20 protein-coding genes are annotated in these 21,595 nt (G+C 41.0%); 12 read left to right on the top strand and 8 right to left on the bottom strand.

Annotated elements, in window-relative coordinates; genetic code table 11:
* Positions 1-99 precede the first annotated feature (99 nt).
* The 4 genes from H5158_RS01850 to H5158_RS01835 are packed head-to-tail and all read left to right on the top strand — an operon-like array spanning position 100 to position 3,474.
* The gene (locus H5158_RS01850) at positions 100-909 is read left to right on the top strand and encodes a hemin ABC transporter substrate-binding protein (protein ID WP_182739338.1); all 810 of its coding nucleotides are present in this window, start codon (positions 100-102) and stop codon (positions 907-909) included.
* Positions 906-1,952: an iron ABC transporter permease gene (locus tag H5158_RS01845; RefSeq protein ID WP_182739337.1), complete on the top strand. Its 1,047-nt coding sequence runs from the start codon at positions 906-908 to the stop codon at positions 1,950-1,952. Before H5158_RS01850 ends, H5158_RS01845 begins: the two co-directional genes overlap by 4 nt.
* The gene (locus H5158_RS01840; protein WP_259399404.1) at positions 1,952-2,743 is read left to right on the top strand and encodes a heme ABC transporter ATP-binding protein; all 792 of its coding nucleotides are present in this window, start codon (positions 1,952-1,954) and stop codon (positions 2,741-2,743) included. The genes H5158_RS01845 and H5158_RS01840 overlap by 1 nt, the downstream gene beginning before the upstream one ends.
* Complete coding sequence (locus H5158_RS01835) at positions 2,740-3,474, top strand: HugZ family protein (protein ID WP_182717315.1); 735 nt, start codon at positions 2,740-2,742, stop codon at positions 3,472-3,474. Before H5158_RS01840 ends, H5158_RS01835 begins: the two co-directional genes overlap by 4 nt.
* Positions 3,475-3,600: 126 nt before the next feature.
* Here the strand turns inward: H5158_RS01835 and H5158_RS01830 are convergent, their stop codons facing one another.
* A complete protein-coding gene (locus H5158_RS01830; RefSeq protein WP_149980329.1) occupies positions 3,601-4,101 on the bottom strand; it encodes a lactoylglutathione lyase family protein in 501 nt (166 codons plus the stop codon).
* 103 nt (positions 4,102-4,204) lie between these two features.
* On the opposite strand from H5158_RS01830, the gene H5158_RS01825 reads away from it, so the two are divergent.
* The 4 genes from H5158_RS01825 (at position 4,205) to H5158_RS01810 (ending at position 6,678) form a co-directional block, all read left to right on the top strand.
* Positions 4,205-5,074: a LysR family transcriptional regulator gene (locus tag H5158_RS01825; RefSeq protein WP_182717314.1), complete on the top strand. Its 870-nt coding sequence runs from the start codon at positions 4,205-4,207 to the stop codon at positions 5,072-5,074.
* A 142-nt stretch (positions 5,075-5,216) separates the two neighbouring features.
* A complete protein-coding gene (locus tag H5158_RS01820) occupies positions 5,217-5,666 on the top strand; it encodes a GyrI-like domain-containing protein (RefSeq protein ID WP_145238947.1) in 450 nt (149 codons plus the stop codon).
* Positions 5,667-6,073: 407 nt separating this feature from the next.
* Positions 6,074-6,283 carry a cold-shock protein gene (locus H5158_RS01815; RefSeq protein ID WP_149980327.1) on the top strand — a complete coding sequence of 70 codons (210 nt, stop codon included), beginning with the start codon at positions 6,074-6,076 and terminating at the stop codon, positions 6,281-6,283.
* 185 nt (positions 6,284-6,468) lie between these two features.
* A complete protein-coding gene (locus tag H5158_RS01810) occupies positions 6,469-6,678 on the top strand; it encodes a cold-shock protein (RefSeq protein WP_016706518.1) in 210 nt (69 codons plus the stop codon).
* 80 nt (positions 6,679-6,758) lie between these two features.
* On the opposite strand, the gene H5158_RS01805 is transcribed toward H5158_RS01810, so the two are convergent.
* From H5158_RS01805 to H5158_RS01790, 5 genes are all read right to left on the bottom strand, one after another.
* Positions 6,759-7,580 carry an alpha/beta hydrolase-fold protein gene (locus tag H5158_RS01805; RefSeq protein WP_310736693.1) on the bottom strand — a complete coding sequence of 274 codons (822 nt, stop codon included), beginning with the start codon at positions 7,578-7,580 and terminating at the stop codon, positions 6,759-6,761.
* A 36-nt stretch (positions 7,581-7,616) separates the two neighbouring features.
* A complete protein-coding gene (locus H5158_RS01800) occupies positions 7,617-8,258 on the bottom strand; it encodes a glutathione S-transferase family protein (protein WP_149980326.1) in 642 nt (213 codons plus the stop codon).
* Between the two features lie 11 nt (positions 8,259-8,269).
* A complete protein-coding gene (locus H5158_RS23255; RefSeq protein WP_259399406.1) occupies positions 8,270-8,473 on the bottom strand; it encodes a glutathione binding-like protein in 204 nt (67 codons plus the stop codon).
* Positions 8,474-8,553: 80 nt separating this feature from the next.
* Positions 8,554-8,886 (bottom strand): glutathione S-transferase N-terminal domain-containing protein, encoded by a 333-nt coding sequence (locus H5158_RS23250; protein ID WP_310736692.1) that lies wholly within the window; start codon positions 8,884-8,886, stop codon positions 8,554-8,556.
* A gap of 36 nt (positions 8,887-8,922) precedes the next feature.
* Complete coding sequence (locus tag H5158_RS01790) at positions 8,923-9,543, bottom strand: MarC family protein (protein WP_149980324.1); 621 nt, start codon at positions 9,541-9,543, stop codon at positions 8,923-8,925.
* A 415-nt stretch (positions 9,544-9,958) separates the two neighbouring features.
* On the opposite strand from H5158_RS01790, the gene katG reads away from it, so the two are divergent.
* Positions 9,959-12,136 carry a catalase/peroxidase HPI gene (gene katG, locus H5158_RS01785; protein ID WP_182739336.1) on the top strand — a complete coding sequence of 726 codons (2,178 nt, stop codon included), beginning with the start codon at positions 9,959-9,961 and terminating at the stop codon, positions 12,134-12,136.
* Between the two features lie 88 nt (positions 12,137-12,224).
* On the opposite strand, the gene H5158_RS01780 is transcribed toward katG, so the two are convergent.
* Positions 12,225-14,051 carry a metallophosphoesterase gene (locus H5158_RS01780; protein WP_182739335.1) on the bottom strand — a complete coding sequence of 609 codons (1,827 nt, stop codon included), beginning with the start codon at positions 14,049-14,051 and terminating at the stop codon, positions 12,225-12,227.
* A gap of 78 nt (positions 14,052-14,129) precedes the next feature.
* On the bottom strand, positions 14,130-16,898 hold the full coding sequence (locus tag H5158_RS01775; RefSeq protein WP_259399403.1) for a TonB-dependent receptor: 2,769 nt from the start codon (positions 16,896-16,898) through the stop codon (positions 14,130-14,132).
* 212 nt (positions 16,899-17,110) lie between these two features.
* On the opposite strand from H5158_RS01775, the gene H5158_RS01770 reads away from it, so the two are divergent.
* From H5158_RS01770 to H5158_RS01760, 3 genes are all read left to right on the top strand, one after another.
* Positions 17,111-17,653 carry an RNA polymerase sigma factor gene (locus H5158_RS01770; RefSeq protein ID WP_182739334.1) on the top strand — a complete coding sequence of 181 codons (543 nt, stop codon included), beginning with the start codon at positions 17,111-17,113 and terminating at the stop codon, positions 17,651-17,653.
* A 60-nt stretch (positions 17,654-17,713) separates the two neighbouring features.
* Entirely contained in the window at positions 17,714-18,589 is an 876-nt protein-coding gene (locus tag H5158_RS01765; RefSeq protein WP_182739333.1) for a FecR family protein, read from the top strand.
* Between the two features lie 98 nt (positions 18,590-18,687).
* Positions 18,688-21,555, top strand: coding sequence for a TonB-dependent receptor (locus tag H5158_RS01760; protein ID WP_182739332.1), 2,868 nt, complete (start codon positions 18,688-18,690; stop codon positions 21,553-21,555).
* Positions 21,556-21,595: the final 40 nt, after the last annotated feature.

The following is a 21,595-nucleotide window of genomic DNA, read 5'->3' as shown; positions in this document are numbered from 1 at the left end:
GTTACAACTAACTAAAAACAAGATCAATTATTTATGATAATCATTTTCATTTGCATTTAGTTGAGTATAATAATCGAAAATAATGATTGGAGTTTTTTTATGAGATACCTTTTTATATTGATTTTATTGACTGTTCCCCCCCTAAGCGCGCAGGAGCGTATAGTGAGTGCTGGCGGTACATTAACTGAAATTATTTTTGCCTTAGATAAGCAAAATACCCTTGTCGCGGTGGATCAATCGAGCCTATATCCAAAACAAGCGACACAGCTCGATCAAATTGGTTATTACCGTGATTTAGCCGCAGAAGGTGTACTTTCGGTGCGCCCAACTAAACTCTTAGCACTTGAAGGAGCAGGACGAGCTCAAGCGCTTGCACAAATAGAAGCCACTGGTGTAGAGCTTATCCACTATAAAAAACCCAACTCAATTAATGACTTACTAAATCTTGTTAAACGCCTTGGTAAAGACTTAAATGCGAACGACAAAGCCCAAGTCCTCATAGCCCAAATAAAAAATTCATTACCTCCAAAAGCGAGCATCGAAACACACAGCGCTTTATTTTTACTCTCAGCTAATGAGCGCGGGCTTGTTGCTGCGGGCACTGACACGGTTGCTGACTTATTACTTGATTATGCTGGAGTCACTAATTTAGGCGCTACGCACAAAGGTTTTAAAGTAATAAATAACGAAGTACTTGCCGTAAAACAGCCCGATTTTTTAATCGCACCAGCCCATGTTGTTTATAGCCTTGGCGGTAAAGAGGCTTTTTGTAATCAACCAACACTGCGCTTATTAACAGCTGCAAAGCAGTGCCGATTATTGGTGATGGATAGCCTGCTATCACTGGGAATGTCGCCGCGCATAGCCACCGGTATTAAAGAATTAAGCGACTATAAAGCTACCTTATGAACACATTAACTTTGAGCCGTTTTAAGCCTGTTTCTATAACTGCAAACCAAAAGTGGATGCTGCTAATTACTGTGTGTATTTTTGCTCTAGCACTACTGAGCATAGGATATGGCCCCGCAGGCTGGGATTGGCGTTTAGCCATCGCATGGATTGCCCCAGAGTATTTTAATCAATTTGATGCGCTGCAAATCAATGTGGTCACGCAAATACGTCTACCTCGATTTGTACTAGCTGTATTGGTTGGCTTAGTGCTTGCCCAAACTGGCGCTGCAACGCAAGCTTTGTGTCGTAATCCTTTGGCTGATCCATCAATTATTGGTATTAGCGCAGGCGCAGCCATGGTCGCGGTCGCCTTTATAGCATTTAGCGCCCAGTTTAATTTTAATGCTCAATACTATTTACCTTATGCCGCATTTTTAGGGGCATTGTTAGTGACCTCTTTAGTGTATTTAATTGCTAAGCAGCATAGGCAGGTCAATATAACCACACTAATTTTAGTGGGGGTTGCGATCAATTCTTTATCCTTTGCTGTTATTGGCTTATTAAGCTATTTCGCTGACGATAGTGCGCTTAGATTAATTAACTACTGGACGATGGGCTCATTAGGTGGTGCCAATTGGGATGCCATAACTCAAGCAACACCATTATTGCTACTGAGTATTCTTGGTCTGTGGCGACTCAAAGAACCGATGAACTTACTATTGATTGGCGAGTCTCAAGCACAGTATTTAGGTGTCAACACAGACAAGCTTAAACTGTATGTAATTATACTCGTGGCATTAGGTGTTGGTGCCGTTGTAGCACTTACTGGCTTGATAGGTTTTGTTGGCTTAGTTGTGCCACACATTGCCCGTTTAATGGTTGGCCCGCATTTACGTAAAATGTTACCGCTGTGCATGTTATTAGGCGTTGTTGTGCTGCTGCTTTCTGACTGGTTAGCACGTTTAGTTGTTATGCCTGCAGAGTTACCCATTGGTATTATTACCGCGCTACTTGGCGCACCTTTGTTTATTTATCTGACCATTAAAACTAAGCGAGGGTAATGATGATTACTTTTAATAACCTAACTGTTGGTTTTGGCAATCACAGTGTTTTAAAAAACATAAGTGGGCACATTGCAAAAGCTCAACTAGTAGCACTGATAGGCGAAAATGGCGCAGGAAAATCAACACTGCTGCATGCTTTAGCCGGGCATTATGACTTTAAAGGCGAAGTACGGTTTAATAATTATCCTCTGAGTACATTGTCTCAAGCACACTTAGCCACTCAACGAGCAGTAATGATGCAAAGCAATCTTGTTGGCTTTGATTTTAGTGTATTTGAGCTCATTGCAATGGGACGCTACCCCTATGCCGAGTCTCTTAAAATGCAAGCTGAAAAAGTCCACAAGTATGCCGCACTCATGGACTTAACCCAGTACTTATCCCGCCGTGTCAGTAAGCTTTCAGGCGGTGAGCAACAGCGCGTTCATATGGCGCGTACTTTGGCTCAATTAGATGCTTTTTCTACTCATACCAAGCCTAAATTGATGCTGCTTGATGAACCTACATCAGCACTAGATATGCGCCATCAACATGCTCTATTGAGTTGTGTTAAAGCATTTGTAGAGCAGGGCAACAGTGCCATTATAGCCATTCACGATTTAAATTTGGCCAGCCTTTACGCAACCGACGCTATTTTATTACACGATCAAAAAATACTCGATAGCGGGCCAATAAACACAGTACTTACAGAATCTAATTTACAACAAATGTACGCCATGAAACTGCATGTTAATTTTCATCCATATAACAATGCACCCATGGTTTTTTCTCAACGTCAGGAGTTTTCATGAGAGAGCAAGCATTAAGCGATGCACAAAAGCTGGTTTTTAAAACCCATGCTGGTGTTATGTCGACTATTTCTTACAACTTAAGAGGTTATCCGTTTGGTTCGGTAACCCCTTATATGTGTGATGAGCAAGGCCGCATCTACTTTTTTATTAGCGATATAGCCCAACACACTAAAAACTTAAAGCACGATTCTCGAATGAGCTTAACTATTTTTGATGCCGCTGACCGTGGCGACCAAAACGAGCATGGCCGAGTCACATTGGTGGGCGATGGTTGTGAAGTTGCAGGCCCTCAGGCCGAAATACTGCTTAACAAATACATAGCGTTATACCCAGAAGCTGACAGTTATCGGAACGCCCACGACTTTAAATTATGGCAATTAGATGTTGTGCGAGTTCGCTTTATTGGCGGCTTTGGGAAAATATTTTGGCTTGAAAAAGATGAGTGGCAAAGCGCTGCTAAAAGCTGGGACGAAGATCAAGAACAAAGCATGATCACCCACATGAATGAAGATCATCAAAATGCAATGGCTCTAATATTAGCTCAGCATTATTGCGTATCAGATAATGCACCGGTTATGAGTGGCATACTGCCACAGGGGTTTTATATTCAAAGCCAACAACGTAATTATTTTATTAGCTTTGAAAACGTGTGCGAGACACCACAAGCAGTGCGAAAAGCGCTTGTTGCCTTAACCACAAATGCTCGCAATAGCATAGAAGAGCCAGCATAAGAAAACAAATAAATCACATGTGTGGTTATAACGCTTAGCACTACTAACCCAGTAGTGCATTTTCGGTATCAGAGGCCGCAGTAACTAAGCTGCGGCTGTTACAATTTAACACTGATGCCAATTAATTTAGTATGCACCTGCGCTGTAAATAAGCTCATAACTGTGGCTGTAAATCTCGAGAATGTTACCAAACGGGTCTTCCATGTAGATCATGCGATACGGTTTTTCACCTGGGTAGTAGTAACGGGGTGCTTCCATACGCTTTTTACCGCCAGCTTCAACAATACGCTCAGCAAGGCCTTCTACATCTGGATCTTGAACACAAAAATGGAATATACCGGTTTTCCAGTATTCAAAGTTGTCAGCTGGGTTTTCTTGATTTTTAAACTCAAAAATTTCTACACCAATACGATCACCCGTTGAAAGGTGCGCTATTTTAAATTTTTCCCATTGTTCACCAAATACTTCAGTACACATTTCGCCTATTGGGCTTTTGTCTTCGGTAATTAAAGTCGGCTCCATAATGGTGTACCAACCCATTACTTTGGTGTAAAACTCAACGGCTTTTTCAACATCGGGGACCGAAATTCCAATGTGCGAAAAACTACGTGGATAGGTATGACTCATAATAATGCTCCTGTTTAACTATGCTTAGTTGATGGAGTTAGTTTACGAACCGACCTGTATTAAGTAAAATTATCATTAATCATCATTTTGAGTACGTTTTATAATGATAAATCCTACATGGCTACATACCTTTTGCACCTTGGTGGAAGTAAATCACTTTACCCAAACTGCAGAACGCCTTTATATGACCCAGTCAGGCGTAAGCCAACACATTAAAAAGTTAGAGCAGCAGGTTAATTGCGCATTGCTTGAACGCCATGGCAAGCAGTTTACCCTTACCGCACAAGGGCAAGGCTTATATCAAAAAGGAAGTCAGTTACTAAAAGAGTGGCAGTTTTTAGAGCAACAACTGCATGACGACTCACCCTACAGTGGCAATATAAAGATTCAATCACCAGGCAGTTGCGGGCTTAAGTTTTATAATCAATTACTTGATTTACAAGGGCAACATAAAGCACTCACTATTGATTATCGCTTTGCCCCAAACGAAAGCGTGGAACAGGCCGTTGCTAATCACAATGCTGATATTGGTTTTTTAACTCAAGCCCCAACACTCAGCGAGGTTACCAGCCATAAAATCGGCCAAGATGCACTATTATTAATTACACCAATCGATTACCAAACTCCAAGCTGGCAAAACTTATGCGAACTTGGCTTCATTGCTCACCCTGATGCAAAGCATCATGCGCAATTATTATTAAGCGAAAACTACGCGGAATTTGAACACCTTGAGCAAATAAAGCGCTCTGGTTTTTCAAACCAAATTAATTTAATTCTTGAACCTGTCAGCCTTGGTCTAGGTTTTACTGTGCTACCAGCACATGCTGTGAGTGCATTTAGTAAACCACAGTTGATTAACGTCCATCCATTACAGCACCCGATCAGCGAATCTATTTATGTGTGTTATCACCGTAATCGGCCTTTGGCAAAACGAATGAGTAAAGTGATCGAGGTGATCAAAGCTGGGCTGTAACTGTTTGCAAAAAAGTGAAGTCGTTGCAACAAAAGGTTTAATCACCAACAAAAAATAAACCTTTTTTATAGCGTATTTATTAAATACTTCATGCTTTTTCTGTTAAGTTAATACTGAGTATTAATGCTAAAGGATAGTCTCAATGGAAGTAAAACAGCTAGCAAGTAAGACCTTAACCGGCTTAAAAGTAAGAACATGCAATGCCAATGAAATGAATACTGGCACAGCAAAGATAGCTGAGCTTTGGCAAAAATTTGGCGAAAAATATACCTCAAAACTCACAAAAGACAGTAAAGTCTTTGGTGTTTACACTAACTACGAGAGCGATGTGACCGGTGATTTTGATGTCATTGCCTGTAGCGATGAGCAATCAATTAACCTTCGTGATTCAGTAACAGTTACAACGCACGCAGGGAGTTATTTAGTCTTTAGTGGCGAAGGCGAAATGCCCGACGCTATAATTGATTTATGGGGTGAAATTTGGCAATACTTTAGCTCAGATGATTGTCGTTACACTCGTACTTATACCAGCGACTATGAATATTATAAAACCGCAACTGAAGTAGAAATAGCGATCGCAATTGCTGAATAAATAAGGAGTCTGTCGCTGTTCAAATGAGCGCTGAGTTCCTTTTTTTCGTGGGGGGGAGTGTGGGATTTCGCACTTCCCCAATTAAAAATAAGTCTACACTCCATACCTAGATCACTTTAACAAAGCGAATGCAGAGACGGTAAGCATGGCTACGACTGTTCTTATTTAATCAATATATGTTCACAAAATTAACTTGGCTTTAAAAAGAAAAGTAAATAAAGCTTGTTATATGGTTTAAGTTACTGTTATCCTGCTCTGCATCGGGTTGATAGAAAGCCCTGTTTATTTGTAAGTACCACGTTGTTATTAGTAATAATCCTTCGCGCTATCCTCAGTTAAATGCTTGTTTTCTTCCTGTTAAATTGCCTACATTAAGGCGAACTTTTATAAATTCTTAGGATTCTATTATGTCTACTACAACAACTGGTTCAGTAAAATGGTTTAACGAAGCTAAAGGTTTTGGTTTTATTGAACAAGAGTCAGGCCCTGACGTTTTTGCTCATTTCAGCGCAATCTCAAGCGATGGCTTTAAGACTCTAGCTGAAGGCCAACGTGTACAGTTTACTGTTACTCAAGGTCAAAAAGGCCCGCAAGCTGAAAATATCGTTTGCATCTAATTTTTAATTAATGGGTTAGTGATAACCCGTTAATGCACTATAAGTTTGAAAGAAATTCTGTTTATTTGTACGTACCACGTTGTTATTAGTAATAATTCATCGCGTTATCCTCAGTTAAATACTTGTTTTTTCAGCTAAACCGCCTGATTTTAGGCACACTTTTATTAATATCTAGGATATCTATTATGTCTACTACTACAACTGGTACAGTTAAATTTTTCAACGAAGCTAAAGGTTTTGGTTTTATCGAGCAAGAGTCAGGTCCTGACGTTTTCGCTCATTTCAGCGCTATCAGCGGTGACGGCTTCAAAACTCTAGCTGAAGGCCAACGTGTACAGTTTACTGTTACTCAAGGTCAAAAAGGCCCACAAGCTGAAAACATCGTTTGTATCTAAACGATTGTTTTAGTTAATACGTTTTAACGTATTAAAAGCCCACTGATATTAATTTATCAGTGGGCTTTTTAATGTCTGCGCTATTTTGCATAAAGCCAATCTAAACCTTGGATCAGCGTGGTTGGAAATGCCGTCGCATGTTTTGCGCCATCTATTATAGAAAACTGCAATTGCACCTGCTGATCATTACTTTGCCGTATTTTGTCAGCAAGCTTGTTCGCTCCCGTTACCATATCTTGCCCTTCGCCAAATTCAGGTGTCTCTTTACTACCTACCGATAAGTAAACCCTAACGTTTTGCTTAGCTTTAGTAATCGGCTGAGATAGTATGCTCTCATTATCAAACCACACCGACGGGCTACCGATAATGTAACTTTCAAACATATTAGGCTGAGTAAAAAGCACATAAGCGGCAAATAAACCGCCAAGAGAATTTCCCACTAAAGTACGTTGCTTTGGCTTTATTCGGTAGTTAGCTTTCATATGTTCAAACACCACATCAGCTATAAAATCGATATGTTGCGCGGCTTTACCGGTCTCTAACTGCCAATCTTTGGCTTTACTTGGGGTGAAATCACGTATTCGGCTTGATGAGCCTTTAGATCCTTGCGAATAACCAATGGCAACGAGTATTGCTTCATCCATTTTACCGCTGTTCATAGGAAAACGTGTCGCTCCCGATGCCACTTGAAACGCATACGAGCCATCGAGCAAGTAAACAACAGGGTATGTTTTATCCTTATTTCGACTGTAGCTTCGCGGGAGCTTTATAAATACTGGATAGCTCAGCTTGCTTTGCTGATCGATAAGTTTAACCACCGAGCTTCTGGGTATTTCAAATGCCTGTTCGGCCGCGCTACTAAAAGTGATAAGTAGCATCGCAGCTAATAATAAATATTTCACTATAATCCTTGTTTAGTTAAAAGCGTTAAAACAAAATTAAAAGTCTTCGCGCCCTTGGAGCTCAGTAAAATCACTCATAATCCATTTTTGATAGCCAGCTCTGGTTTTTAGTAATTCAAACCACTGAGTCACTCGCTCCGGCAATGTTATTGCTAACCCCTGAGATGTTAGGCGATGTAAAATGGCTCCTACACAAATATCAGCCAGGGTCATTTTACCACCGGCAAGATAGGGGGCATGGCTTAGCTGTTGTTCAATTATCTGTAAGCATTGCTCGCACTCTTGTATGTCCCGTGTGATTTGCTCCATACAACGGTTTTTTTGCGTTTTACGGTAATAGCCCCAAAATGTGGCCATAAAAGCAGGTTGAAAAATCACCTGTGACCAATCCATCCAGCGCTCATATAACGAACGCTGATAGGGCGATGCATAATACCAATCTGTAGTGCCATAACTTGCCGCCAAATAGCGTAGTACACTGTGCGACTCCCAAATAACATTATCGCCATCCACAAGTACCGGCACTTTTTGCAACGGGTTCAATGCTAAAAAGTCATCACTATCAAGGCCGCCAAAACGACCACCCACTTCAATATGCTGATAACTCATGCCCAGCTCATCCAGAAACCAGAGTACTTTTTGTACGTTAAACGAGGTTGTTCTTCCATAAACTTTCATTGTAATTCCTATTATTGATAATCAACCAAACTGAGATTTTCTTTTTTACACACGTTAATAATCGACTCTCGCTTAGCTAAGCGACGTAAATACTTGTTGAGGTACTCAAAAGAAAGCGGTGGTTGTTTTAGTTCATCCGCCCATATCGCAAGCATAAACAAGTAAAAATCGCAGATGCTAAGTTGCTCACCAACTAAGAATGTTTGATTTTCCAGCTGGGCATCCAGTAAAGCAAATATGTCGGCAATTCGCTTTTCTTGTGCAGCGACAATGGCACTGATATGACTGCTATCGATTAGACCATGAGCTCAGCTTGCAAGGTATTCGTTAGATACATCATCCATTGCAAGCACGCAGCTCGATTGTGCTCACCTATTTGCGGAATAAGCATCTTAGCAGGATGTGCTTCAGCAAGATGAATACAGATAGCGGCACTTTCAAAAACGACTTGTTGACCGTCCAATAATGTAGGTATTCGCCCTGCGGGGTTCAAGGATAAATAACTGGCTGCTTTATGAGCCTCGTTTTTTCTATCCACTAAAATTAATTCAAAATCAGTTTGCAGTTCTTCGAGGATAAAGTGCGGCGCCATACTGGCGTTGAGCGGGTAATAAAATAGTTTGTACACAATAAGTCCTTGTTACACTTTAATATCAACCATACATTAAACTACCACCGATTTATAATACTCTGTAAACCCTGTGAGTATATTTGTTGTAGCAATTGCCGATAAAATTAGCCCCATCACACGGCTAATAACGCTGGCGCCACTACTGCCAATCACTTTACTGATATAGCCCGATAACAGCATTAATATATAAACCACAAGCAAAACAGATAGCATAACTAACGCTGTTTGCAGTTGTTCCCAAATACTAAAAATAGCGTTTTCTGTTAACAATACAGCCGTTAAAATAGCGCCAGGACTGGCAATCGAGGGAACAGCAATCGGATAAATAGCGGTTTCTTTATCCGATTTAACAAGCAGCTTGAGCTCTTCTTCGGGTTTGCTATCACCAAATATCATACTCAATGCAAATAAAAATAAAACAATTCCCCCTGAAATTTGAAACGCAGGTAAGGGAATAGATAAGGCTTTTAAGATTATTTCGCCAATCACGACAAAAAATATCAGCACTGCGGCCGAAGCCAATGTAGCCATTAGTGCAATGCGCCGTTTCGTTTTTGCATCGTACTTTTCGGTCACGGCAACAAATACTGGCACCGTGCCTATGGGGTCAATAACAGCAAAAAAAGTAATAAAAACAGCAATAAAGTCAATCATGCATTTTCCACCCTATTTTAATAGCTGTTTAGAAAGTAACATTTTAATTTAAACAATTGGATTAATTTTAAATATTTATAAGCAAACTGCCACAGTTGATTAGCGCGCTATATTTATAGCTTAAGTACTGATGTTAATTTTCAAAAGGGCCCACCATTAAAAAAGGGTTTTGCATGGCTGTAGCTAACTTACTTTAGGAAACTGCATCTAATTTATAGATGGCTGCAATCGTTTTAAAGTATTGATCTAGATCTAGTTTTTAATCGTTAATATTCTATATTGGTATAAGGGATGAACTTCAACAAGGTTTATCAATCAAAGTATTACATTCAGTAGCAAGTTAATTGTTATGAACTAAGCTTTTCAACATAGCGATTTATAGACCGAGTTTTATATTCCGATAAAGGAGCTAAAAATGAGCAATTCAGGTGCGGGCAAATGCCCAGTTATGCACGGTAGCAACACACAAACGTCTAATTCCAATACTAATTGGTGGCCAAAGGCCTTAAATTTAGACATTCTTCATCAACACGATAGCAAACCTAGCCCCTACGGCGATGACTTTAATTACGCCGAAGAATTTAAAAAATTAGATCTTGAAGCAGTAAAAACAGATTTAAAAAACCTAATGACTCAAAGCCAAGCGTGGTGGCCAGCAGATTGGGGCCATTATGGTGGGTTAATGATCCGCATGGCGTGGCACTCAGCAGGCTCTTACCGTTTAGCCGATGGACGTGGCGGTGGCGGTACAGGTAACCAACGTTTTGCGCCGTTAAATTCATGGCCAGATAACGCCAATCTCGATAAAGCACGCCGCTTACTTTGGCCTATCAAGAAAAAATACGGCAATAAATTATCGTGGGCTGACTTAATTATTTTAGCCGGTAACATGGCGTATGAATCGATGGGCTTAAAAACCTTTGGTTTTGCCGGCGGACGCGAAGATATCTGGCATCCAGAAAAAGACGTTTATTGGGGCGCTGAAAAAGAATGGCTTGCCCCAAGTGATGAACGCTATGACAACGTAGCAAAACCAGACACCATGGAAAACCCATTAGCGGCCGTGCAAATGGGCTTAATTTACGTAAATCCTGAAGGGGTCAATGGAGAGCCTAATCCGCTAAAAACGGCAGCGCAAGTGCGCGAAACCTTTGCCCGTATGGCAATGGATGACGAAGAAACGGCAGCACTCACCGTTGGCGGTCACACTGTGGGGAAAACCCACGGCAATGGCAGCGAAGAGAACGTTGGCCCAGAGCCTGAAGCCGCAGATGTATTTGAGCAAGGCCTTGGCTGGAATAACCACAACTCACGCGGTATCGGCCGCGATACTATGACATCAGGCATTGAAGGTGCGTGGACAACTCACCCAACTAAATGGGATAACGGTTATTGCTATCTACTGTTAAATTACGAATGGGAGCTTACCAAAAGTCCAGCGGGTGCAAACCAATGGGAACCGGTAAACATTAAAGAGGAAGATAAACCTGTTGATGTTGAAGATCCATCAATTCGCTTAAACCCGATTATGACCGATGCCGATATGGCAATGAAGATGGACCCAAGCTATCGCAAAATTATTGAACGTTTTTATAATGATTTTGACTATTTCACTGATGTGTTTGCACGGGCTTGGTTTAAACTCACTCACCGTGACTTAGGCCCTAAATCTCGCTATTTAGGTGCAGATATACCAAGCGAAGATTTGATCTGGCAAGATCCCATCCCAAGCGTCGATTACACCTTATCTGATGCTGAAATTAGCGAGCTTAAAGACAAACTGCTAAATGCAGGCATTAGCGCCAGTGACTTGATCAGCACCGCATGGGATAGCGCCCGTACTTATCGTGGCTCTGATCATCGCGGTGGTGCCAACGGTGCACGCATTCGCTTAAACCCACAAAAAGATTGGCAAGGTAACGAGCCAGAAAAACTTGCTAAGGTGTTAACGGCCCTTGAAAAAGTACAAGCAAGTTTAAGCAAACCGGTGAGTTTAGCGGACTTAATTGTACTCGGCGGTACTGCTGCAGTTGAACAAGCTGCAAAAGCCGCGGGTGTCGATATCACCGTGCCATTTGCAGCAGGTCGCGGCGATGCGAGCGACGACATGACCGATGCAGAGTCGTTTGATGTATTAGAACCAATTCATGATGGCTTTAGAAACTGGCAGAAAAAAGATTATGCCGTTTCAGCCGAGGAGCTACTTTTAGAGCGAGCACAACTTATGGGGTTAACAGCCCCGGAAATGACAGTACTACTTGGTGGGATGCGTGTACTAGGCACTAACCACAGTGGCAGCCAGCATGGTGTATTCACCGATAATGTAGGCACATTAAGCAATGATTTTTTTGTTAACCTAACCGATATGAACTATCGCTGGGAACCGGCAAGTAAAAGCACGTATAACATTGTTGAGCGCAGCTCCGGTAATACAAAATGGACCGCGACCCGCGTAGATTTAGTGTTTGGCTCTAACTCTATTTTACGAGCCCTTGCTGAATTTTATGCGCAAGACGATAACAAACAGCGCTTTGTACAAGACTTCGTTAATGCATGGGTGAAAGTAATGAACGCAGACCGCTTTGATATTTAATTAGAGCAAAAAAACAGTTTATAACTTAAGCGCGAGAGTTAATATTCTCGCGCTTTTTTATGCTTGTTTAACTTGATAACAGAATTACTTAATTATCTTTGCAGTCATGCAGTGATGTCTTTTTTGACATATCAATGATTAGACATTGATCAGGTAGCGCATTGCTAAGATTACTATAAATAGAGAAAGCTTGCGTAAGTGCTATTTTTAGCTGACAAAGAGTCCCGTCATTATTACTTTTTCTAGCCAATTTATTTTTACATTCAGCCGTGCTATTTAATAATTCTCTCATAGTTTGGTAAGTCTGTTGTGTGGACTCACTTATATCAGCGAAAGCCAGTGAGCCGGCATTACGCACTAAATAAAAATCAGCAATAAAATCCAGCACTGTTTTAGTCTGCAATTGTTGCTGTTGTACTTTTGATAGCCCACTGTCATCACTCAGTAAGGAAATAACCTCTAATAACGACATTTTCTGTACTTTATCGCGAAAGTCCGCGGGCCACTCACGAGGGATAAATCGCCACCTCGCCAATGCTTGTAAGTGTTGCTTACTAAAACTTTGATAGTTCTTAGCCGTTAAAATACGTTTATCCCATACTTGTGCAGGCGCATTCTTTTGTAAATAGTCATGCTCTGTTTGGTAAGCGCTAAATAACGTATCAAAATGAGGCACATCATCAATCGTTATTGTATCGACTTTAGCGAGTTGGTTATTGAGAGTAACTAATTTGTAAGCAGGCCGATAAGCCGCTATCGAAGGGGCTTGTATATTAAATAATGTATTATGCTCAGTTTCAATAATTGCAGTGTCATTCATGTGCATATGGCCACCAATATGCAGCTTTAAACCTGTTTCTGCTAACAACTTACGGGTATTAAGTTCAGGCTCTCGAGCTAGCTGAAATGCAGACTCACCAAACAAAGATTTAATCGACTGCGTTTGGCCATCGTAAAACTCCCCCATCGGAAAATGACTAAACGCAACTAAGGTTTTATGTTGCTCTTTCGCGCGTTTAACAACATTGGTGATCCATTTCATCAAATAAGGTTTTTCAGTCAATACTTTGTTATAACCCGCATTGCCAGATCCTTGAAACACTAACGTGCCATTTTTAAACTCAGGAACATACACATTCGCATCAATTGCCAATAGCCAAAGCCCAGTGACAGGCTCTACTAAGTAGCTGGTATCGGGGACTTGTTTACAACGTGCTTTATTATTCTTCGCGCATTGCGAATAACTACGTTCAACCAGCGATACCTGCTCACCAAATGGCGTTTCCCAGAGTAAGTCGCGGCTATCTGGCTGCAAACCAAACGGTGCCATTATCTCTACAAGCTCTTGATAACCAGCATGCGCGATTTTATCGCTGCATACTAATGAGTGATTATCTTTAGCTACATGTTCACAACGAGGATGATCGGTTGAATAAATACCAATTTGCTGACCTTTAGAACCCAAAAAGTCTGATTTTCCGCCGGCGGTTTTAAATGGCCGAACCGGATCATGATTACCTGGAATAGCAAAAAAACGCATACCGTACTTTTTTGCATAATCGTCTAGTATCGTTTTTAAACCATTAAGATGCACAGGTTGGCCATCATCAGTAAAATCCCCAGGCAGGGCAACTAGTTTTACGCCTTTAGCGGCAATATCATCAAGGGTGGCGATTAACGCAAAGTAGTTTTCATTAAATAAGCGAGTTGAATGAATTTGCGCCTGCATGCTGCGAATGCTCACCGCATCCTTTGCTTTATCGACTGGTATGCCCGCAAACCCCGCATCAGAAAAGTCCCCATAAATATCGTGAAAGTGAATGTCGGGCACAAAGGCTATTTGGGTGTTTGTAGCCGGCGCAGCAAAAAGCGGTGTACTGCTCAAACAAATGAGCAATGAAATGAGAAACTTCATTTTAAATATCCTGTGACTGGAACACTTTAAACAAAAAAACGGAAGCAAAATGCTTCCGGTTATTAGCTTTATAATATATTAAAATATAGCGCGAACACCTAATGCAAAGCGTCTTCCAGAGAACTCATACATTGATGGGAAAGCTGGATCTAATGTATATCCTTTAGTCGCTTCATCGGTAATATTAATGCCCTCTAATGTGAATTTTACTGAATCATTAATGCTGTAACCAAATGAGACATCTGTTTGACCATACGCATCACGATAAACTGGATACATATCACGCTCAATGTACTCTACGTATTTGTCTTTATAGTTATATGAAATACGCGCATCAAAGCTTTCATTTTCATAATAAAAAGTCAGGTTGTAGGTTTCATCTGCAAGCCCCTCTGGCGGGGTAGGGATACCTAAGTCAGATGCACCCGTTAAGGAGTTATTTAATGTCGTGTAGTTAGCATTGACACCAAAACCTTCTAACATGCTACTAAAACGAGCAAATGGAATTTGTGCAATAAACTCAACACCACTAACATCATACGAGCCTTCGGCATTCACTTTTTGATAAACATCAAAATCATAAACACCGTCAACAGTACCATTATCATTGTACTTAGTTACGCCATTAACAACACCAGTGAGTGATTCACGTACGACGCCTTCAATTTCTTTTTCAAAGTAAGAAACCGCTAATAAGCCGCCATCTTCTAAATACCACTCCAAGCCCAGTTCCCATTGATCAGCATAGGTTGGTTTTAAATCAGGGTTACCATCGCGATATTTAAACTCACTTAAGCTCACTGTACGTTTATAAGCGATATCCGTTAATGATGGACGCATAAGCGTTTGTGATGCCGCAGCACGTAAAACTAAGTCATTATTAAGCTCAAGGGTAAAGTTAATACTTGGCAGTACTTCAGTGTAACCACCACTTTTAGAGACTGGTGTTGACGTATAAGATGTTGAGCCATCATCATTTTGTACTTGGTGATAACCTGATGAATCAACTTTAGTATCAATATAACGCACACCGGTATTCAAGGTTGCGGGCATATCGCCAATATCAAAAGCAAAATCAGCCATTGCATAAATAGCCGTGGTTTTTTCTTCTACTTGATAATATTGGTCTGGTTCGAAATCAACACCAAAGCCTTCATATCTAAGTTGGTTACGAGCATAACGATTAGAAATTTGACTCCAACCTTGTTTAGACGGTACGTCAGATAGATACTCGCCACCATTAACCAAATCTGAAATATTAGTTAGTTCACTGTCAGCTAACGTACGCGTGCCTACCCAAGAGGTATCACCTACTGATGGACCTGTTGCTCGGTTAGTACCATAATTACGCTCTTTTGATTTGTCGGTATACCGCGCCCCAAACTGCAACTTGGTTAACGCAGGGAAGGAATCTAAGCTAAATTGGCGAGAGAAATCCAATTGAGCAGCATATTTATCATCTGAGATTGCTTCAAGATTAACTTCGTTATAGTCAAATAAATAAGCCTCAGGTGAGTTATACATATCAAATGTATCAGGATTATTACTTGGTATAGTCTCTGCGCCTGTGCTGGTATAACGTGAACGTGTTGCACGATAGGCTGTATGTTTTAAATTAGTGGATTCGGTTGTTTTATCTGCGCCACTATAACCCACTAAACCGTATATATCCCAGTCACCTACAACCCAGTCCATTGCAATACTAAATTGTTGGTAGTCAGTATCACTACTGTGTTCTTTACTTAAAAATTCGTGTTGAGTAGCCGCATAGTCAACGTCGGTTAGAACAGTGATACCGTAATCACCTAGCGTAGAGCTATCATATTGATTAATGCGTTCTAAAGAGCTAACACTTGATGCGGCATAAGCGGATGCATCATATTCGTCTTCATGATCATCAAAATTACCCAGTAAGCCATCAAAGGTTAAGCTAAATTCGCTGCTAGGTTTATATTGTAATGACAGTGTTGCACCCCATTTTTCTTGCTCTGTTAAGTATGAACGATCGCCTACTTTATTTAAAAACACCACGCGGCTTGTTTCATCACTATCAAAGCGATCATTAATTGTTATACCGGTATCACGCTCTAATACGTCCGCAGCTTGGTCAGATTGCCATTGCGATGAGCCTTTCTTTTCTAAAAATCGAGAAAGGGGACGAAAATCGATCCCTGAATTACTATCAGTACGATTAGTCCGTTGAGAGAATGCAAACGAGGCAAGTGCCCCCCAATCACCAAATGTATCACTGGCTAAAAAGGTTAGTTTAGGATCTGATTTTTCTGATATTTCGTTATAAGCCCCTTCGACCGATGCCACTAACTTACGGCCGTCATAATCAAATGGTCTTGCTGTTGTGATTGCGACTGAACCTGCAATACCGCCTTCTTCATCCGCAGCCGTTGATGATTTTTTTACAGTAACACTTTGAATAATTTCAGAGGCAAACATATCAAATTCAACATCACGTCCGCCACTGCCCGATGCCGTAGCAAGATTATTGATTGATACGAACGTAAATTCACTCGGTAAACTACGTACATTCACCTTTTGACCTAAGCCCTTATTACGCTCAATAGTCACCCCTGGCATACGCTGTAGCGCTTCGGCTAAGTTTTGCTCAGGAAAATCCGCAATATCTGAAGCGACTATCGAATCAGAAAAGCCAATATTACTACGTTTTAAATCAATCGCTTGCTCTAAGCTTTTAATATAACTACCGGTTACGACGATTTGCTCCATCGCTTGATCTTCTTTTTCAGTTTCTTGTGCATAGCTTGGTGCTACAAATAACGAGCTAAGTGCTAATGCTAACGGTGATAGAGTAAAAATTCGCTTAGTCATCATGTTGGTCCTGTTGTATGTATTACGACTTTAAATTGATTTCGCTTCTAATGACGGTGCAAAAATTTAATAGGGGACGTATTTATTTGATGAAGTTTTTATGTCGGTTTTGCGACAGCGCGCTCATAAAAATGTCATCAAATGATCACATCAATATCCACTTTTTTGCTCTAGTATGGCGCCTAATTAAAGGAAAATGCTGTAAATACAATAAAATGATATCGCAAACACAACCGCCTCTATCGCTTGCAAGCAAGCAAAGTCAATCTCATCGACCATTGGTTAAATGTTTTATTGCGAATCAAGATGCATTAAAAAGTTTCTTTCGTCGGGCGGTTGGTGAACAAGCCGATGCGGACGATTTATTTCAAAAATTGTTGCTCAAAGCATTAAAAATAGAATGTACCGATCATATTGATAACCCACTAGCGTATGGTTATCGGATGGCACATCATTTAGTGATTGACCATCACAAAGAGCAAAGTAAATATCCCGAGTGCCTAGAGCATGAGCCATTAAGTACAGAGCTTTCCCTTGAAAACTTACTCGACCATGAGCAACGACTGCGTTTATATCAACAGGTACTCACACAAATGCCTGCGCTACGTCGTGATGTGTTTACTCGAAGGCGGTTACATGGCGAAAGCCGCCAACAAATAGCGCAAAGCTTAGGGTTATCAGAAGAAGCGGTAAAAAAGCATATTTCCCGCGCGATGGATATGCTCAAAGACGCAATCAGCGAATTTATTGCCGACTAAGTGTCCCCTTAATGAACGTTAAGTCGTTATATCAATAATAGAGATAGATAGAGAAATAACATGGTCACCTCATCCAAACATGACGATGAAAATAAAGATCCACTTAAGCAAGCGATTTGGCAAGATGCCGCACTCATTGCAGCATTACAAAAATTAGACTCACAAACACAAGTGAATCAGCCAACACAGGCAGAACCTAGCCAAGAAAAGCCTTTTTGGTTGTGGGGAAGTGCGCTTGCAGCCAGTATTATTGTGGCCGTGGTTGGCGTTATGCAATTAAGCTCAGAGGTAACCCCTGAAGCTTCTTCGCTCGTTGCTGCACAACAGTATTTTGCCACTGAAGCCACTGATGTTACTTTGTCAGATGGCTCTGAAGTTGCATTAAATACACACACTAATTTGCAATTTAATGAAAACGATAAAGCCAGACAAGCAACCCTGAGTAAAGGCGAAGCTTATTTTTCAGTAAAACGTGATGAACATCGCCCGTTCACCATCAATACCGGTAACGCAACAATAAGCGTATTAGGCACCGCTTTTAATATCGATAAAACCCTACGCGAAACCACAATTGATGTGTTTCATGGCAAGGTGGCGGTAACCACACCAGATAACGCACAGCGAGTAGAATTAGTAAAAGGGCAGCGAGCTCGCGTTCATAATAATCATATTATTGTAAGTACATTTAAAGCACAGCAGCCTGATTGGCAACTTGGCTGGCTTGATTTAGAAAATGTCACCATTAATGATGCTATTTTTCAACTTAATCGCTATACCGACAAACCATTAGTTCTGAGTAATGTGGATGCTAACTTACGAGTCAGCGGTCGTTTTAAAACAACCGATGTCGTTGGCGCGGCATCTTTAATCGCGCAATTAAACCAGCTTGAGGTTAATCGCTTTGACGACAGTATTGTATTGTCGCCAACAAACTAGTTTGAGCATATTTTTGCAGTTGGTGGCATTGTCATAAATTGTTCATTTATATTCTGCACACTGTCGTTTTATTAATGAAGTAGCAAGGCCGTTCATAGATGTTACGTATAAGCAGTTTTTTATGTGTAGCACTCTCGATTTTTTCTATTGCAGCAGATGCCGCAACGGCCAGTTTAATAGAGCAATTAACTGACCTATCTAAACGGTTTTCCACTGCGATAATATACAACACCTCATTACTAGCAGGCATAACCGTTGAGCCCAGTACTCAAACCACACTTGAGCAAACTCTTGATTTATGGCTGACTCCTAGGCAATTAAGCTGGCAAAAAACCGCTTCTGGCATCGTTATTTTTCAAACCGCAACATCAGTACCAGCAACGGCAATATCAATACTCGAAACTAACAATACGCAGGTGATTGAAGAAGTAACAGTAACCGAGTCATTACCTACACCATCCAATGGTGATGCCTATAACCACAATTACCAACAAGCAATTAACTACGCCCAACAAATAAAGAGTAACTATGTAGGGCAAAGCGAAATAGCAATAGGCGCAATGCTCAATCAACTGCCAGCTGAAAATCTTGCCGAGGCACTACAAGCAGTACCCGGCATAAGCATTACCCGCGATCGCGGTGAAGCCCTCAATATTAATGCGATGGGATTGGGTGCTGAGTATCAATTAACGCTATTTAATGGTCATCGCCTTGCAAATACCGAAAACGTTCGAAATTCAAACCAATATGGGCAACAACATCGCTTTGATATATTTAGCGCAGGATTATTTTCAAATATCGCGGTGTATAAAACCACAAACTCAAGCCTTCCTAGTGGTGCAGTAGGCGCTACAGTTAACTTGCTCAGCGATGACCCCCTTGCTTATCAAGACAATAACCTACAAGTTATGCTCACCACCGCTGCGCTTGAAGGTGAACAAAACCTTCAACCAAGCTTTGGATTAACAGGCAATGCCAAAACAGCAGATGGTGACTTAGCTGTGATGGTAAAAATGAACTATGAAAACCGTCTGCAACGTCAGTTTCAGTTTGAAACCTGGCACTGGGGAGAAAATGGCGGCGCACCGCAGCCTTACCAATGGCCTGATATTAATAAAAACATCTTGGTGCCTACAGATGGCTTAGCACTGACCATAGAAAACGAAGATCGCACTCGCGCAACATATTATGGCGCTTTAGCCTGGCAAGCTACTGAGCGTTTAAAGCTTAATACTCTGTGGTTTAGATCAGATACTGACTTTTCGTTTGATGAGCACCGTATTTCAATTAACCCACAAAGTCAGTCAGCTCAAGCACAGGTTAACGATGAAAATAATAGCTTAAACCAATTTGTGTTTAACGATGTAAATGCCAAAACTAGCCGTGAAGAATCCAACTTATATTATGCCAACCAAACCATACAAGTTGATGCTAACTGGCAACCAAGTGCGCATTTACCCTTAACGCTTTCGCCATTTTACAGTAGCAGTAAAGCAAACAGTAAAACCAAAGAACCTATCTCTCGCGTTCATGGGGCTATTTCGCCTATGCAGGCAAACGTAGTTTTACAAAATAAATCTGTTGATAGCTTTAATTTTGCAGGCAACCTAGGGTTGGTAAGTAGCTACTCACATATTAATCAAATGAGCAAACGCACTATTAATGTGCTTAATGAAGTGGACGAGTGGGGCATTGATAGTCATTGGAGTCGTGAAAATTATTGGGGCTTACAAGCGCTGGATATCGGCTTTTTACATTCAACTCAAAATTATGACTACACCCGCAAAGATATAAGTTTATCGCCCTCGGCTTTAGAGCAACTACCTAATTTAGATGGTCGTTGGCTTGAACCAATCACTAATAAATTTTCAGCTGAGTTTATCAACGCAGATGTACAGCCTTGGCTAATCCCAAAAAGTGACCTTTTTCAACTTTATGATATTGATTTATCGTTCGCTGAAATGAGCGATAGTGACCGATTAAATAGTTACAAAGTAAGGTTTGTATCAAAGGAAGGATACATCTCTTCAAAGTGGCAATTTGAGCAAGTAACGTTAAGTACAGGCTTGCGATACAGCAATACATTAAGTGAAACAAAAGGCTCACAGCATGCAACAACAGGGGAATTAGCGCCCATCAATAGCAGCAATAATGATAGCACTTGGTTACCGTCAGTTAATTTAAAATGGCAGCCTTCGCAATTTTGGCAATGGCGGGCAGGCTTTAGCCGCTCTTTAAATCGGCCGAATTACTCAGATTTAAACCCAAAGCTGCATGTAAACTCAGGAGGTCTACCTTATGCAGAGCTTGGTAACCCCAATTTGCAACCGGTTATAGCCAACACTAGTACCCTCTCCGTTAACTGGCAACAACCAAGCGTCAGCGCACAATTGCTGGGCTTTAATCACCACATGAATAACTTTATTGTTGAGCAAGCAGCAAGCTTTAATTATCAAGGCCAGCATTACAACTCTTTGCAACGTACTAACGATGGCCAAGCTCAAGTCAATGGCTTACAAGCAAGTAGCCAGTGGCAATTACCGCAATATAGCCAGTGGTTCTTACAAAGCCAATTATCAGCAAGCATCACCCATATAAACAAAGCTGATGTAAGCACCTTAGCTGGCAATCACTTAAAAGTTGCAGGAGTCTCTGACTGGACAGGTAACCTGCGCTTTTTGGTCAGTGATGATAAATGGCAAGCTGCATTTAATATTAATTACCGTAGTGACTTTTTGGAGCAACACGACATTAGTAATAATGCCAATAGTTATGTTGAAGGCTACACCAGCACAGATTTAAGCTTTAGCTGGTTTTACTCAGCCAATGCCAGCCTGCGCTTAGATTTATTTAATGCCACCAATGAAACACTCACCCGTACAGCAAAAACTGACGGCGCCAGTTCATTACTCAAAGCTGAAGAATTTGGCCGCCGCGTGGTAGTTAGCTTGTCATTAAGAATATAAGTTTTTGAATTTACCACACGTAAACAAAGATCGCTTTTGT

This window comes from Pseudoalteromonas sp. SR45-6, assembly GCF_014163545.1.
GTDB lineage: Bacteria > Pseudomonadota > Gammaproteobacteria > Enterobacterales > Alteromonadaceae > Pseudoalteromonas > Pseudoalteromonas rhizosphaerae.
The sequence above is the reverse complement of the archived record's forward strand: the minus strand, read 5'-3'. Positions and strand labels throughout refer to the sequence as shown.